The sequence below is a fragment of the Pseudomonas sp. FG13 genome, from assembly GCF_057809755.1.
Genome location: NZ_JBMDKO010000060.1, coordinates 3,356 through 21,978 on the forward strand (window position 1 = coordinate 3,356; position 18,623 = coordinate 21,978).

Annotated in this window: 1 protein-coding gene (cut by a window edge); it reads right to left on the minus strand. The window is 64.3% G+C overall.

What is annotated here, in order from left to right; genetic code table 11:
* Positions 1–18,623, minus strand: partial view of a non-ribosomal peptide synthase/polyketide synthase gene (locus ACODTO_RS27075; protein WP_489107321.1) — the 3' portion only. 12,274 nt of this gene lie beyond the right edge of the window; the window shows 18,623 of its 30,897 coding nt (coding positions 12,275–30,897); its start codon lies beyond the right edge, outside the window — the gene reads right to left on this strand; the stop codon is at positions 1–3.

Genomic DNA, 18,623 nt, shown 5'->3' on the forward strand with positions numbered 1-18,623 from the left:
CTAGACGTAGTCACTGGCCTCCTCCTCATCGAGCATGGGAAGGCCGTCCTGCCACCAGGCAGCCAGGTTATGTACGTGTGGTGCCTTGAGAATCGTGAAGTGGTTGCCCGGCCCGTACCAGATGCTCAGGTCCGGTACATGCTTGCGCCACCCTTCGATCATTTGCTGTTGCTCGCGCTTGTTGCCGGCGGTATCCAGGGTCGGATCATTCGCCAGCACCAGTCGCACCGGCCCGGTGTATTGATGTTGCGGTTGATAAACCGTACGCAGGGCCGTACCGAAGGCCCGCGCCGGACCACGCATCGAATCCACCGCCGAACGCTGTGGCAACATGCCGGCGCGGACCATGCCGGCATGCAACAAGCGCATCTGCGCCGTATCGTCCTGGGCACCGAACACCGTGGCATCGATACCGAGGGATTTGCCCGAGGCCAGTTGCATCGCCTCGATCAACCGGTTCAGCACGCCAGTCCCGGTATAAGGCCTGCCCACCACGCCGTTGCCGCCTGGCGATTCGCTGTCGATCAACGTCAACGAGGCCACCTTGCGGCCACGAGCGTGCAGGCGAGCCGCCATCTCGAAGACAATCCAGCCACCGAAGGAATGCCCCAGCAGATGCACCGGCCCCTCCGGTTGCACCTTGTCGATGGCTTCGAGGTACGCCTGGGCGGCGGTCTCCACCAGGCTGAAAGGCTCTGTGCTGCCGTCCAGCCCTCGATGTTGCAACCCATGGATAGGCCAGTCCGGGCCGAAGGCGTCGGTCAGGCCGATGAAACCGGTGACGCTGTCGCCGGCACCCGGTACGCAGAAGATCGGTGCCCGGTCGGCGCGCCCGCCCTGAATCGTCAGCAGCGGCTGGTAACCGCTCTTCGCTGAGGGCACCGGACGCGATGCGACGGTGTGGAGTGCAGCGCTGATGGCCTGGCCCAACGCCTGGACATGGGGCATCTGCATCATGCTCTGGTGGTTACCCGGCACCTTGACGCAATGCAGCTGCGACGTCGGCAGGACAGCGTCCCAACCCAGGTAGCCTGCGTGCTCGGGAGCGTCGTCCTTGCGCTCTTCGGCCACCAGCAGATGCACCGGTACGGAAATCGGGTACACCATGTAATGGGCCAACGCATGACCGTGGGCCACTTCGCGATCGAGGTACTGCCAGAGCTGCTCGGCACTGTAGACGGCCAGCTCGGCAGGCAGCACCGCCTCATCGCGGCAATGCTGCACCAGGCCGTCGAAATCGAATCGATCCAACTGTCCTTGCAGATCGACCAGTTTCTCCAGGATCGCTGCAAGTACTTCTTCGCCAGGCAACGCAGCCCTCCAGAACACATCGCAGCGGTCCAGCAGATGCAGCTTGTGGGCTTCGTCCAACGCCCAGCGCGACCGGCCCTGATCCACCAGCCGAGGCAAGTAGCTGTCGATCAGGCCGACGAACTCGACCTTCTCGTCCAGGCCGATCAGTTGGATCGCGGTCTCGTAGGCCAGCACACCACCAAACGACCAGCCGGCCAGACGATAAGGCCCTTCTGGCTGTACCGAGCGAATGATCCCCACCAGCCGCGAGGCCATGCATTCCATCGTCTGCAACTGCGGCTCGCCCCACTCGACGGCAGGCAGGCCATACACCGGGATATCCGGGTCGATGTGCTTGCCCAGCATCGGGAAGTACAGGTCCAGGCCACTGAACTCGTGCACCAGGAACAGCGGATTCTGCTGGCCGGTGGTGCGCACCGGTACGATGGCCTCCTTGACCTGGACCTCCTCGGTGCGGGCCTGCAACATCGCTGCCATCGACGCGACGCTTTCGTGCTGGAACAGCTCGGCCAGCGAGACGGTCAGGTTGGCCTGAGCCAACAACCCGACCAGCCGGATCGCCAGCAATGAATGACCGCCCAGTTCAAAGAAGTTGTCGTGACGACCGACCTGCTCCAGCTTCAGGACGTCGGCCCACAAGCCTGCCAGCGTGACTTCCAGGTCGCCTTGCGGCGCCTCGTAGCCCTGGCTCCCATAAGCGTGCAGTTCCGGTACCGGCAACGCCCCGGTGTTGACCTTGCCGTTCAGTGTCAGCGGCAACGCCGTCAATCTCACATAGGCCGCCGGGATCATGTATTCCGGCAGCACGGAGCGCAGTTGGGCACGCAGGACGTCTGCATCGAGGCCCCCACCGTTCTCGTGCTCGGTGTAATACGCGATCAGGCGCTTGTCGCCCGGACTGTCTTCACGCGCAACCACCAGGGCCTCGCGCACCCCATGGCACTCGTGCAAACGGGCCTCGATCTCACCGAGCTCAATACGGAAGCCACGTATTTTGACCTGACCGTCATTGCGATCCAGGTATTCGATGGTGCCGTCGGGCAGCCAGCGGCCAAGATCGCCACTGCGGTACAGACGCGCGCTGCCCGAATCGCTGAACGGATCGGCAATGAAGCGTTCCTCGGTCAGGTCCGGCCGGTTCAGGTAACCGAGGGCTACCCCGACACCACCGATATGGATCTCCCCCGCGACACCCACAGGTACCGGTTGGCGCGCGGCATCGAGGATATACACCCGGGTGTTGGCAATAGGACGGCCGATCGGGACACTCGTTGCGCCATGGGGCACGGCAGTGACCACATGGGTTGTCGCAAAGGTGGTGGTCTCGGTGGGACCATAGCAATGCACCAGCCGCAGCGAAGGAGCATGGGCCAACAGCCGCCGGAAGGAAGCCGGATCACCGCGCTCGCCACCGCACAGCAGAATCCGCAGGCCTGCCAGGGCATCCGGAATCAACATCAGGTATTGATTGAACATGGCGGTGGTGAGGAACAGCACCGACACCTCGGCCTCTGTCAGCGCCTGGGCGAATTGCGTCGGGCTGAGCAAGGTTTCGTGATCGATGATCACGAGGCGCCCGCCGTTGAGCAACGCCCCCCACACTTCCATCGTACTGGCGTCGAACGCCGGGTTCGAGGCGAACGCCACGCGATCCTGTACACCGAAGTCCGTGTAGCCGTTATTGATCGCCAATCGGCCTATGGCCAGGTGCGGCACGATCACCCCTTTCGGGTGGCCCGTGGAGCCCGAGGTGTACATGATGTACGCCGGTGTATCGCTGGTTTGAGTGGGGAATACCGCCGGCCGTGCAGCCTGGATCAATTGCAGTGTGTCCAGGTCCAATCGCGGCATGTCTTCCGGCAAGACCCTGTCACTGGTCGTCAACACCAGCACCGCGGCACTGTCTTGCAACATGAAGCGCTGCCGCTCCTCCGGCGCATGGTGGTCCAGCGGTACATAGACAGCGGCGCACTTGAGGATCGCCAGTTCGCTGATGATGAGCTCGAACGAACGGTTCAGCATGATCGCGACCCGCGACCCTGGCTGGACGCCCCGTTCAAGCAAGCAATGCGCCAGGTGACTGGCTTGCTCGTGCAGTTCCCGGTAGGTGAGTCGCTGCGCCCCATGCTGGAGTGCAATCCCGTCGGGCCGGGCCCTGACCTGGGCTTCGAACAGGCTGTGGACCGTCTCTTCGCGGGGATAGACCGAGTCCGTCGCATTGAAGTCGACCAGCAGTTGCCGGCGCTCCGCCGCCGGCAATATCGCCAGCTCACGCAAAGGTACCTCGGGCGCATGCTCAAGCGCATCGACCAGGCTTTCCAGCGCCGTGTGCATGTAGCCGCAGATGCGTTCTGCCCCGATGCGCGACTCCGCCAAGGCGGTCAGCACGAAGGCCTCGCCGAGATCGTCGATGTTCAGCGACAGTGGATAGTTGCTCCACTCCTCACCGCCGAGCCCCTCGATCCCGTTCCAGGCCGACTGGGCCTCCTGGGTGACCTGCGTCGCAGTGTGCCGGTAGTTCAGCAGCGCACTGAACAACGGCGTCGACGTAGCAACACCGCTGCAACGCTGTGCCAGCGCCAGCGACGCATGTTCGTGTCCCAGCAGCGCGGTGAGACGCGCATGCGTCGTCTTGACGCCTGCCCGTGCCCCGTCGACGCCGACGTCAACCCGCAGCGGCAAGGTGTTGATGAACAACCCCAGCGCCCGATCGGCCCCCTCACCGCCCTGCATCCGGCCCATCAGTACGGTACCGAACACCACGTCTTCGCGCCCGGACACAGCGCCCACCACCCGCGCCCAGGCCAGGTGATGCAGGCTCGCTGCGCTGACGCCAAGCAGACGCGATTGTGTCCGCAGACGACGATTCAAACTGTCGTCCACGCCCAACCGGGCCTGTTCGATGACATGGCTGTCGCCCTGCACATCCTGCAGGCCGAATGGCAGGGTCGGCTCCTGGATATCCGCGAGCATGTCCCTGAAGAATGCCTCGTGGGCGCTTTGCGTCACGCCAAGCCGGGCCTGGGCCACGTAGTTGCGATACGGCACGGCATCGCCCAACTGTGCCTGTTGCCCGAGCAAGTACGCTTGCATATCGTGCTGGATCACCTCCAGCGCGGTGTGATCGAGTGCAATGTGATGAAACAGCAGCAGCGCGACCCAGCGCTGGTGCTCGTCGTCATAGGCACAGGCAAGCCGCATCATGGGTGCCTGGCGCACATCGAGCCGATAGTGCCGAGGGTCGAAACGCTCACGAAGCTGAGCCATCACGTCCTGACCCGGCTCGACCGTACAGGCCTGCACCGCCAGTGACGCTTCCCGCAGCACCACCTGCACCGGCTCGCGCAAGCCGTCCCAGAGCACGGCCGTGCGCAGGATATCGTGGCGGTCGATCACGCCCTGCAGCGCGTTCACGAACGCATCCAGCCGGGCACGGTCATCAAGGTTGAACATGGCTTGCTGCACATAGAGATCGCCCTGCGGCGAAACCAGGTGGTGATACAGAATCCCTTCCTGCAACGGCGCCAGGGCGTAAATATCCTGGACATTGCTCACGCCACCGGGCACGCCGGCGACGATGGCGTCGATTTCCTGCTGGGTCAGGTCGGCGAGCGGCAACATCTGCGGGGTGATCCGCTCACAACCCGGCACGATGCCGTTGTCCGGCACCGCGATTTCCGTCGCGCCGCCCACGGCTGCCGCCAACGCGGCCAGGGTCGGCTGGCCGAACAGCACGCGCACATCGGCGCTCAAGCCGGCCTGGCGCATGCGCTCGATCAACGTGACCGCCAACAACGAGTGCCCACCCAATTCGAAGAAGTGGTCATGACGTCCCACCTTTTCGACCTTGAGCAGCTCGGCCCACAGTTGAACCAGTGTCGTTTCCACAGCACCCTGCGGCGCTTCGTATTCACGGGTAATCACCGACGCCAGGTCCGGTGCCGGTAGCGCCTTGCGATTCAATTTGCCATTCGGCGTCAGCGGCAATGCCTCAAGCTGCACATAGGCCGCCGGCACCATGTATTCCGGCAGTTGCCCTTGCAACTGAGTTCGCAGACTTTCGATCTCGACGCGGTGCTCGTCACCGTGCACGGTGAAATACGCCACCAGGCGCTTGGCCCCCGGCACGTCTTCGCGAGCCAGCACCACGGCTTCCTTGATCGCCCCGTGCTGGGCAAGCTTGGCCTCGATCTCGCCGAGTTCGATACGGAAGCCACGGATCTTCACCTGGTCATCGTTACGCCCCAAGTAGTCGATGTTGCCGTCCGCCAGATAACGCCCCAGGTCGCCGGTGCGGTACATTCGGGCATTCGGCCGGTCGCTGAACGGGTCGGCGAGGAAACGCTCGGCCGTCAACTCCGCACGGTGCAGATAACCCCGCGCCACCTGGACGCCACCGATGTAGATCTCCCCGGCCACGCCCATGGGCACCGGTTGCTGGTGGGCGTCGAGCAGATAGATCCGGGTGTTGGCGATCGGCTTGCCGATCGGCGTGCTGTCCGGCGTCTCGGCACCGGAACAGTCCCACGCCGTCACGTCGACGGCCGCTTCGGTCGGGCCATACAGGTTGTGCAAAGACGTCCGTGGCAATTGCGCCTTGAAGCGCCGCACCAGATGGCCTGGCAAGGCTTCGCCGCTGCACATCACCTGGCGCAGCCCTTCGCACTCGCCAGCTTCGCCATGGGCCAGGAACACGTCCAGCATCGACGGCACGAAGTGCAGCGTGGTGATGCCTTGGGTCTGGATCACTTCGCGCAGGTACGCCGGGTCGCGATGTCCACCGGGACGCGCCATCACCAGCCGGGCGCCGGTGAACAGCGGCCAGAAGAACTCCCATACCGAGACGTCGAAGCTGAACGGGGTCTTCTGTAGCACCGCGTCCGCGGCGCTCAGTGTGTAGGCGTCCTGCATCCACAGCAGGCGGTTGACCACCGCGCCATGCTCGTTCATCACGCCCTTGGGCAGGCCGGTCGAACCGGAGGTGTAGATGACGTAGGCCAAATGGCTGGCATGCAGGCCCGAGACCTGCGGATTGCCGGTCGGCTGCGTGGCGAAGTCTTCGTCTTCGAACACCATCACCCTGGCGTCGGTCGCGGGCAGGCTCGCCTGCAAGACGCGTTGGGTCAGCACCACGGCCGGGGCGCTGTTTTCCAACATGTAGGCCAGGCGATCAGCCGGGTAATCCGGGTCGAGCGGCACGTAGGCGGCGCCCGATTTCAGAATACCCAGCAGCGCCGCGACCATTTCCACGCTGCGGTCCATGCAGATCGCCACGCGGTCATCCGGGCGAATGCCCAGGGCAAGCAACCGGTGGGCGATCTGGTTGGCTCGCTGGTTCAGTTGGGCGTAGCTCAGTTGTTGCGCTTCGAACACCACGGCGACGGCATCCGGACAGGTCGTGACCCGTGCCTCGAACAGGCCATGCAGGGTCAGGCCTTGCGGATAGTCGACGGCTGTAGCATTGAAGGCTTCCAGCAGATGCTGGCGCTCAGCGTCTTCCAACAGAGGGATCTGCGCCACCAGGGCCTGCTCATCGGCAACCATGGCGCGCAAGATGCATTCGAGGTAACCGAGGTAGCGCTCCATCGTGGCCTGGTCGAACAGTGCCGTGGCGTACTCCAGCGAACCGAACAGGCGCCCATCGATCAGGGCCATGTCCAGCAGCACATCGAACTTGGCGGTGCGGCTGGTCACTCCCAACCCTTGCAGTGACAGCTCGGACAATTCCATCCCGCCGGTTTCGCTGTTCTGCCATGACAACATGGCCTGGAACACCGGGCTGTGGGACAGGCTGCGCAATGGCCGGACCACTTCCACCACCTGTTCGAACGGCAGATCCTGATGCGCCTGGGCGCCCAGGGTCTGGGCCTTGACCCGTTGCAGCAAGGTCTCGACGGTCAGTTCGGGCGAAACCTCGACGCGCACCGCCAGGGTGTTGACGAACAAGCCGATCAAGTCTTCGACCTCCGCCTGCATGCGGTTCGCCGTCGGTGTACCGATGACGACATCATCCTGCCCGGACATCCGGCTCAGCAACGCGGCCCACGCGGCCATCACCGTCATGAACAACGTGGCGCCATGACGCTGGCTCAAGGCCTTGAGGCCTTCGGTCAGCGCTTCATCGAAGGCGATCCCTACCGCATGACCGGAATGATCCTGCTGGGCCGGCCGTGGTCGGTCCGTCGGCAAGGTCAGCAATGCCGGTGCACCGGCCAGGGTGTCCTGCCAGTAGTGTTCCTGACGGCTCAACACCTCGCCGGTCAGCCAGCGCCGCTGCCAGACGGCATAGTCGGCGTATTGCACCGGCAAGGCCGGCAGCGGGTCGTCCTGGCCTTGGCTGAATGCCGCGTACAGCACGCCCAGCTCACGGGTCAGGACATCGGCGGACCAGCCGTCCGAGACGATGTGGTGCAGGGTCACCAGCAACACATGGTCGGCATCGCCCATGCGCACCAGGCGACCACGGGCCAGCGGGCCACGGCTCAGGTCGAAGGCCTGCCGCGCCTCCTCCCCGGCCATGCGCGACAGCTCGGCCTCGGCATCCGGGTGGGCGGACAGGTCATGCCGTTGCAAGGCGAAACCGATGTCGGCCGGAGCAATGCGTTGCTCCACTTCCTGGCCTTGGACAAAGGTCGTGCGCAAGGCTTCGTGACGGGCGACGATGCGATCCAGGGCACGGCCCAGGGCGGCGGTGTCCAGCGCACCGCGCAGACGCAAGCCGGTGGGAATGTGATACGCCGCGCTGGCGTTGTCCAGCTGCGCGAGGAACCACAGGCGTTGCTGGGCAAACGACAGCGGCAATGCCTGCTCACGGGACACCGGCACGATGTCCGGACGGGTGCTGCGTGCCGCTCGGGCCAGCACTTGGGCCAACGCGCTCAGCTCGGGTTGGGCAAAGACCTCGTTCAGGCTCAGTTCCACCCCCAACTGCTCGCGCACCTGGGCAATCAAGCGCATCACCAACAACGAATGCCCGCCCAGCTCGAAGAAGTGGTCGTGACGCCCCACCGCTTCGACGTTGAGCATGCCCTGCCAGATCTGCGCCAGGGCGACTTCCGTGGCGCCTTGCGGCGCTACATGCGTACGACTGGCGAAGGCCTCGGCATCCGGCGCCGGCAATGCCTGGCGGTCGAGCTTGCGGTTCGGCGTCAGCGGCAGCGCGGCCAGGCTGACGAACGCACTCGGCACCATGTACTCGGCCAGCAGCGTCGACAGCTCCGAGCGCAAGGTAGCAGCGTTCAGAGTGATGCCAACCTGCGGCACGACATAGGCCACCAGGCGCTTGTCCCCCGGCGTGTCCTCGCGCACGATCACCGCCGCTTCCTTGACCCCGGCGCAGTGACTGAGCCTGGTTTCGATTTCACCCAGCTCGATACGGAATCCCCGCACCTTGACCTGGAAGTCATTGCGTCCCAGGTACTCAATGCGTCCGTCGGGACGATAACGGGCCAGGTCGCCGGTCTTGTACATGCGGGCATCGGGCTGGTCGCTGAACGGATCGACGAGGAAGCGCTCGGCATTGATCGCGTCGAGGTTCAGGTAACCCCGGGCCACGCCATCGCCACCGATGTAGATCTCCCCCGCCACGCCGAATGGCACTGGCTGACGGTGCATGTCCAGCAGGTAGATACGGGTGTTGGCCATCGGCGTGCCGATGGTGGCGTTGCCGACCGCGCCGTCGGCGTCGTAATGCATGTAGGCGGCGGTGCACGACACGGTCGCCTCGGTCGGGCCGTAGGTATTGATCAGTCGGGTATGGGCCGGGCGTACCGCGTCCCACATCTGCAGCTTTTGCATCGACAGGGCGTCACCGGTGACGTTGACCAGGCGCACGTCGCACAGATGATCGCGGGCCTGCGCCGGCGTGCTGTGCCATTCAGCCGCAAGGGTATGCCAATGCGCAGCGGTCAAATGCACGAAGGTTGGCCGGAGCCCGGCGTCCTGCTGCAACTCGACACTGCCGAACAGCACACGGGTCGGCGCCAGGGTGGCGCCGGCGACCAGCGCCGGGAAAATCTCTTCCACCGACAGGTCGAAGTTCAACGTGTTTTGCTGCAGCACCGTGTCGGCCGGCGTCAGTTCGAACAGGCGCACGGCATCCACGCAGTAGTTGACCAGGCCCCGGTGTTCGATCATCACGCCCTTGGGCGCGCCGGTCGAACCCGAGGTGTAGATCACGTAGGCCAGGTGACGCACGCCAAGGTTCGCCACCACCGGGTTGTCTTCGCGGCCTGTGGCAATGCCGCTGCGCACCCGTTCGACGTAGTCGAGCAGCACCACCGGCGTAGCCAGTGGCGGCAAGCGGTCTTGCAGTGCGCGTTGGGTCAGCAGCGCTACCGGGGCACTGTCGGCAATCATGTAAGCCAATCGTTCGGCCGGATACGCCGGATCCAGCGGCACGTAACCGCCGCCGGCCTTGAGTACCGCCAACAGGCCCACCAGCATTTCGGCGCTGCGCTCGACACAGATCGCCACGCGGTCGTCCGGACGGATGCCCAGACCGATCAGGTGATGGGCCAATTGGTTGGCCTGGCGATTCAGTTCGGCGTAGCTCAGGCGCTCGCCTTCAAATACCACGGCAATGGCCTGCGGCCGCGTCGCGACCTGGGCCTCGAAGAGTTGATGGATGGTCTGTTCACGGGGGTACGGTGCCTGGTTCGCGTTGAGTCCGACCAGCAGATGCTGGCGTTCGGCGTCATCCACCAGCGCGATCTGTTCGATCAGCGTCTGGTCACTTGCCACCATGGCACGCACCACCCGCTCGAAATAACCGAGGTAACGCTGCACCGTGGCCTCGTCGAACAAAGCCGTGGCGTATTCCAGGGCGCCGAAGATCTGCCCCTGGGCCTCGCCGAGTTCCAGGGACAGGTCGAACTTGGCGATATTGCTCGCCACACCAAGGCTTTCGAGCTTCAGGTCGCCCAACACCAGCTCGCTGTTGTCCAGGGTCTGCCAGGACAACATGGCCTGGAACAGCGGGCTGTGGGACAGGCTGCGTACCGGATTGAGCACTTCCACCACCTGCTCGAACGGCAGGTCCTGATGCGCCTGGGCGCCAAGGGTCTGGTGCCTGACCCGCGCCAGCAAGGCCTCGACCGTCGGTGCGCCCGAAACATCGATACGCACGGCCAGGGTGTTGACGAAGAAGCCAATCAGCCCTTCGACTTCCGACCGTGTGCGGTTGGCCACCGGCGAACCGATCACCACGTCGTCCTGCCCGCAAAGGCGACTCAACAACGCCGCCCAAGCCGCCATCAACGTCATGTACAGGGTGACGCCGTGACGCTGGCTCAAGGTTTTGAGATTGGCCGTCAGCTCAGCGTCGAACGCCAGGGGCAGCGCCGCCCCGCTGTAGTCCTGCTGCGCCGGGCGCGCGCGGTCCGTCGGCAACATCAACAGCGCCGGCGCATCGGCCAGGGTTTGCCGCCAGTAGCTGCTCTGGGCTTGCAAGACCTCGCCGCTCAACCAGCGGCGTTGCCACAGGGCATAGTCGCCGTATTGCACGGCCAGCGTCGGCAGCGGATCCTCCAGGTCATGGCGGAACGCTTCGTAGAGCGCTGCCAGCTCCTTGACCAACACACCCATGGACCAGGCATCCGAAACGATGTGGTGCATGGTCACCAGCAGCACATGTTCCTCGTCACCCAGGCGGATCAATCGGCCACGGATCAGCGGGCCATGCTCCAGGTCGAAGGCGTCGACGGCTTCCCGCGCCGCCAAGGCGTGTACTTCGGTTTCGGCATCGATCCGCTCGGAAAAGTCATGCTGCAGCAAGGCAAAACCGCTATCGGCCGCGGCGATACACTGCCAGGGCTCCTCGCCCTGGGCCTGTAAGAAAGTCGTGCGCAACGCCTCATGGCGGGCAACGATGCGATCCAGTGCCCGCTGCAGGGCGACGTGGTCCAGCGTGCCGCGCAGACGCAGGCCGGCCGGCATGTGGTAGGCCGAGCTGGCCCCTTCCATCTGCGCCAGGAACCACAGGCGTTGTTGGGCGAACGACAGCGGCAAGGGTTCGTCGCGGGAGGCCCTGACAATCTCGGGCAATGTGCTGCGCCCGGCCTGAGACACGGCCTGCGCCAGCTCCATGAGTCCGGGATGAGCGAACAGAGCGGTGAGGCTCAGCTCCACGCCCAGGCGCAAACGGACCTGGGAGATCAGTTGCATCGCCAGCAATGAATGGCCACCCAATTCGAAGAATTGGTCGTGACGGCCGACCTGTTGCAGGCCCAGCAGGTCCTGCCAGATCTGCGCCAGGGTCGTTTCGATTTCGCCTCGGGGGGCTTCGTAGCCGCGGGTGATGACCGAATCCAGGTCTGGGGCCGGCAAGGCCTTGCGGTCGAGCTTGCCGTTGGGGGTCAGCGGCAGTGTGGCGAGAAGTACGTAGGCCACCGGGACCATGTATTCCGGCAACTGCGCTTGCAGGTGGCGGCGCAGGGTTTCGATGTCCACCGTTTCTGACTGGGTGAAATAGGCGACCAGACGCTTATCGCCTGGTACGTCCTCGCGGGCCAGCACCACCGCCTCCTTCACGGCCTCGTGCTGAGCGAGCTTGGCTTCGATCTCGCCCAGTTCGATGCGGAAACCACGGATCTTCACCTGGTCGTCGTTACGACCCAGGTATTCGATGTTGCCGTCCGGCAGGTAACGGCCAAGGTCGCCGGTCTTGTACATCCTGGCATTCGGTTCGCTGCTGAACGGATCCCTGAGGAAACGCTCGGCCGTCAGGTCATCACGGTTGAGATAACCACGGGCAACACCTGCGCCACCGATGTAGATTTCACCCGGCACGCCCAGCGGCACCGGTTGTTTATGCTCATCCAGCAGGTAGAACTGGGTGTTCGCCACAGGCTTGCCGATGTGGGCAGCAAAGCCGTCTTCACGGGCCATCGATACCCAACTGGAATAGGTCGTGGTTTCCGAAGGGCCGTAGAGGTTGCACAGGCGCTTGACGGAAGTCTGCTCGAACAGTGTTTCCACCAGACTACGCTTGAGCGCTTCGCCGGCCACGTTGACCGTATCGACGCCATCGCTCAAACCACCGGATTCCAACAGCGCCTTGAGCGCCGACGGCACGGTGTTGATCAGGGTGATGTCGTGCTCGCCGTGTTGCAGTTCCAGCACATTAGTGACCACTTCGATGCTGCCGCCCGACGTCAGCGGTGCGAAGCATTCGTACACCGCCAGGTCGAAGTTCAGCGAGGTCGAGAACAGGGTTTTGGACAGGGTTTTCGCATCGAACGAACGATGGGCCCAGGTCAGGAAGTTCACTGTGTTGCGGTGCTCGATCATCACGCCTTTCGGCAAACCGGTGGAACCGGAGGTGTAGATCACGTAGGCCAGATGCGCCGACGTCAGGCCATCGACCTGCGGATTGGGCGCCGCCTCGTCCTGCCAGATGCCTTTGTCGAGATCGATCAACGGGATTGCCGTCTCGCCCAGCAAGCCACGTGTGGCCGTCTGCACCAGGATCGCCGCCGGAGCACTGTCCTCCAGCATGTAGGCAATCCGATCCGCCGGATAGGCCGGATCCAGTGGCACGTAACCGCCACCGGCTTTCAGGATCGCCAGCAACCCAACGACCATGTCGAGACCACGTTCGACGCAGATCGCCACCCGCGAGTCCGGCTGCACACCCTGCTTGCGCAGGTAATGGGCCAACCGGTTGGCGAGTCCATTGAGTTCGCGATAGTTGAGCTGGTGCCGGCCATGACGCACCGCCAGCGCATCCGGCGTGCGCCGCACCTGGTCCTCGAACAAGCCGTGAATGGTCTGTTCCAGTGGATACTCGGCGTCAGTGGCGTTGAACGCCACCAGCAATTGCTCGCGCTCGTCGGCAGGTACAATCGACAACTCGCGCAACGGCGCGTCAGGTGCATGCTCCAGCGCCTGCACCAGGCTCTCCAGCGCCCTATGCATGTAGCCGCAGACACGTCGCGCACCCACTTCGACCACCGCCTGGGCCGTCAGCAGGAAACCTTCGCCGAGGTCGTCGACGTTCAGGCACAACGGGTAGTTGGTCCGTTCTTCCATGCCCAGGGTGTGAATCCCGTGCCAGGCCGAGATGGCCTGCTCGGACGCGGCTTCACCGGCGCTGTGCCGATAGTTCAACAGCGTGCTGAACAATGGAAGCGAGGCCGGTACGCCGCTGCAACGCTGGGCCAAGGCCAGGGAAGCATGTTCATGCCCCAGCAACCCGCTCAACCGGGCGTGGGTGGCCTTCACGCCTGTACGGACGTCGGTTTGCCCCACACTCACCCGCAGCGGCAAGGTGTTGATAAACATCCCCAGCGCCCGGTCTGCACCGTCGCCGCCCTGCATCCGGCCCATCAGTACGGTGCCGAACACCACTTCTTCACGCCCTGAGACGCGCCCGACTACCTGGCCCCAGGCCAGGTGGACCAGGCTCGCCGCACTCACCCCGAGCTGACGGGCCTGCGCCCGCAAGCGCTGGGCCAATGCCGCATCCACGCCTTGTTGCACTTCTTCGATGCCACTGCCGTCGCCCTGCACATTCAGCAGACCGAACGGCAACGTCGGTTCGTCGATGTCACCCAGCATGTCGCGGAAGAACGCTTCGTGCTGTTCGCGACTCACGCCCAACCGGGCCTGGGCGACATGATTGCGGTACGGTACAGCCGGTGCGAGCAGCTCTGCCTGATCCAGCAGGCTGGCCTGCATTTCATGCACCACCACCTCAAGGGCGGTGTGGTCCAGCGCCACGTGATGGAACAGCAGCATGCCGACCCAACGCTGGTTCGTCAGATCCTGGGCATAGGCCAGCCGCATCAACGGTGCCTGGGCAATGTCGAGGCGGTAGTGACGCGGGTCGAAGCGTTCGTGCAACTGTTGCACTGCATCGCCCGCCGCCGGATCCAGGCCGATTTCTTCAAGGGCCAGCGTCGCGTGGCGCCAGACCACCTGCACCGGTGACTCCAGGCCCTGCCAGGCCATGCTGGTGCGCAGGATATCGTTACGCGACACCACGCTCTGCAAAGCCTGGGCAAAGGCTTGCAGGCGCTCGCGACTGTCAAAGCCGAACATCACCTGCAACACGTAGGGGTCGCCCTGCTCCGCGGCCAGGTGATGGTAGAGAATGCCTTCCTGCAACGGCGCCAGGGCATAGATGTCCTGCACGTTGGCGACGCCGCCAGGCACTGCGGCCACGATCCGGTCGATGGCCTCCTGGTCCAGATCGGCCAGGGGCAACATGTCCGGGGTGATTCGCGTGCAGCCAGCGGGAATGAGGTTGGCCGGCACCACGACGTCTGCGTGTCCGCCGACCGCAGCAGCCAGCGCAGCCAATGTCGGCTGGCCGAACAGCACCCGCACGTCGGCGCTCAGATCCACCTGGCGCATGCGCTCGATCAACTTGACCGCCAGCAGCGAATGACCGCCCAGCTCGAAGAAATTGTCGTGGCGACCTACTCGTTCGAGCTTGAGCAAATCCTGCCAGATCCGGGCAATGGCGCTTTCCACTTCCCCTTGGGGAGCTTCGTATTCGCGGCTGATCACCGCCGATTGATCCGGTGCCGGCAACGCCTTACGGTCCAGCTTGCCGTTGGTGGTCAACGGGAAGGCGTCGAGCACCACGAAGGCGCTTGGCACCATGTAGTCGGCCAGCGAGCCCAGCAACTGCGTGCGCAGCTCGGCAGCTACTGGCTGCGCGTCCTCCCTGGCGATGACATAAGCCACCAGACGCTTGTCGCCCGGCTCGTCCTCGCGGGCGATGACCACCGCCTCGCTGACCCCTTCGCAAGCCGCCAGCGCGGCCTCGATCTCGCCCAGCTCGATACGGAAACCACGGATCTTCACCTGGTCGTCGTTACGGCCCAAGTATTCGATGCTACCGTCCGCCAGCCAGCGACCGAGGTCGCCGGTCTTGTACATGCGGGCGTTCGGTTCATCGCTGAACGGGTTCTTCAGGAAACGCTCGGCGGTCAGTTCGTCGCGGTTCAGGTAACCGCGGCTCACACCCGCGCCACCGACGTACATTTCACCCACCACGCCCACTGGTACCGGCTCGCGCCGCGCGTCGAGCACGTACAGTTGCAGGTCGGGAATACGCCCGCCAATCGGGCTGACGCCGACCAGCTGGGCATCCGCCGCGCACAGTGCACGGTAGGTCACGTGCACGGTGGTTTCGGTGATGCCGTACATGTTCACCAACTGCGTACCGGCGTTGATTGCCCGGGCGTACCACGGTTTGAGGATGCCGGTTTCCAAGGCCTCGCCACCGAAGATCACCTGGCGCAGGCTGTGGCTCAGGTCGCTTTCGCCCTGGGCCGCGATCAATTGGCGGAACGCGCTTGGCGTCTGGTTCAGCACCGTGACGCCCGCTTTGCACAACAGAGCATAACACTCCTGCGGCGAACGGCTGACCAGTTGCGGCACCACCAACAAGCGGCCGCCGTGGGTCAGCGCGCCCCAGATTTCCCAGACTGAGAAGTCGAAGGCGAAGGAATGGAACAGTGCCCAGACGTCCTGCGGGCCGAAGTCGAACCACGGCTGGGTGGCCGAGAACAGCCGGGCCACGTTGCGGTGCTCGACCATCACGCCTTTGGGCAAACCAGTGGAACCGGAGGTGTAGATCACATAAGCCAGATGACTGGAATTCAACCCCTTCACCTGCGGATTGCGCACGGATTGCTCCTGCCAGTCGCTACCGTCGAGATCAACCACAGCGACCGGACTGTCGGCCAACAAGCGACGTGTCGCGGTCTGTGCCAACACCGCAACCGGCGCACTGTCCTGCAACAGATAGGCGAGACGTTCGGCCGGATAGGCCGGATCCAGCGGCACATAACCGGCGCCCGCCTTGAGGATGCCCAACAGGCCGACGATCATGTCCAGGCCACGCTCGACACAGATCGCCACCCGATCATCCGGGCGAATGCCCAGGGCCAGCAAATGATGCGCGAGCCGGTTGGCCCGGGCATTGAGCTCACCGTAGGTCAGCGTCCGGCTCTCGAACACCACGGCCACCGCATCAGGGTGTGTCGCCGCACGTGCCTCGAACTGCCCATGGATCAGCGCATTGTCGGCATAGACCACATCCGAGGCATTCCAGGTTTCCAGCAGTTGTCGGCGCTCGGCCGGCGGCAGGATCTGCAACTCGCCCAATGGCGCCAGGGGCGACTGCTCCAGCGCCTCCAGCAGATGCTCCAGCACGCATTGCACATAGTCGCAGACACGCCCGGCGCCGATCGACGCTTCAGCCATGACGGTCAGGTTGAAGCCTTCGCCCAGGTCATCCACCGACAACGTCAACGGATAGTTGGTCCGCTCTTCGCCGCCCAGAACCTGGATACCTTCCCAGGCCGCGATGGCTTCGCTGGAAGCCGTCTGCGCACCAAGGTGACGATAGTTCAGCAGCGCGCTGAACAACGGTGCCGGCGCGGTCACGCCACTGCAACGCTGGGCCAGCACCAAAGAGGCATGCTCATGGCCGAGCAAAGCGGTCAAGCGTGCATGGGTCACCTTGACCCCGGCACGTACACCCTGCGTGCCCAGTTCCACCCGCAACGGCAAGGTGTTGATGAACATTCCCAGTGCCCGGTCGGCCCCCTCGCCGCCCTGCATCCGGCCCAGCAACACGGTGCCGAACACGACGTCGTCCTTGCCCGAGACACGGCCCAGCACCTGCGCCCAGGCCAAGTGATACAGGCTCGCCGCGCTCACCCCGAGTTGACGGGCCTGCGCCCGCAAGCGCTGGCTGAGCGCTCCATCGACCGGCTGGCGGACTTCTTCGATCCCACGTCCGTCGCCCTGCACATCCTGCAGGCCGAACGGCAACGTCGGCTCGGTCACGTCGCCCAGCATCTCGCGGAAGAACCCTTCGTGTTCCTCGCGGCTGATGCCCAGACGGGCCTGGGCTACATAGTTGCGATACGGCACCGAGGCTGCCAGCAGATGCTCGCGCCCCATCACATGGGCCTCGATTTCCGCTGTGAGCATGGCCAGGGACGTCGCGTCGTCGACCATGTGGTGGAACAGCAGCATGCCGACCCAGCGATTGTTCGCCACGTCTTCGGCATAGCCGATGCGCATCATCGGCGCCTGACGGATGTCCAGGCGATGATGGCGAGGGTGCAGGTGCTCGCGCAGTTGTTGCGCGATATCTCCCGCCGCCGGGTCCAGCACGATCTCATCGAGCCCCAGTCGGGCCTCGCGCCAGACCACTTGCACAGGCTCGTCCAGCCCTTCCCAAACCACGCCGGTACGCAGGATATCGTGGCGAGACACCACGTCTTGCAACGCCCTGGCGAAGTCGTCCAAGCGGGAACGACTGTCGTAGGTGAACTGTACATATTGCAGATAGGGGTCGCCCTGGGCCGCAGCAAGGTGGTGATACAGGATCCCCTCCTGCAATGGGGCAAGGGCATAGATATCCTGCACGTTGCGTACACCACCCGGCACCGACGCGACGACGCGGTCGATACCGTCCTGGTCCAGATCGACCAGGGGCAACATGTCCGGGGTGATTCGTGTGCAGTCGGCGGGAATGAGGTTGGCCGGCACCACGATTTCGCGCACGCCGCCTACGGCCGCCGCCAATGCCGCCAGCGTTGGCTGGCCGAACAGCACGCGGACGTCGGCAGCCAGGTCGATCTGGCGCATGCGCTCGACCAGCTTCACTGCCAGCAGCGAATGGCCGCCCATTTCAAAGAAATGGTCATGACGGCCGACCTGCTCCACCTGCAGCAGGTCTTGCCAGATCCGCGCAATCGCTGTCTCGACCTCGCCTTGGGGCGCCTCGTATTCGCGGGTCACCACCGAGGACTGGTCGGGCACCGGTAACGCCTTGCGGTCCAGCTTACCGTTGGTGGTCAGCGGGAATACCGTCAACATCACGAACGCGCTGGGCACCATGTATTCCGCCAGGGAACCCAGCAGCTCGGCGCGCAGTTCGGCCGCCGACGGTGGCTCGCCCTCTTCGGCAATCACATAGGCCACCAGACGCTGATCGCCAGGGGTGTCCTGGCGCGCCAGAACCACGGCTTCACGCACGCCGTTGCAGGCGGCCAGCTTGGCCTCGATCTCACCCAGTTCAATACGGAAGCCGCGGATCTTCACCTGGTCATCGTTACGCCCGAGGTATTCGATACTGCCGTCCGCCAGCCAGCGACCCAGGTCACCGGTCTTGTACAGGCGGGCGTTCGGCTCATCGCTGAAGGGATTGTCGAGGAAACGCTCGGCGGTCAGCTCCTCGCGGTTCAGATAACCGCGGCTCACACCCGCGCCACCGACGTACATTTCGCCGACCACACCGACCGGTACGGGTTCGCGTTGTGCGTCGAGCACATACAACT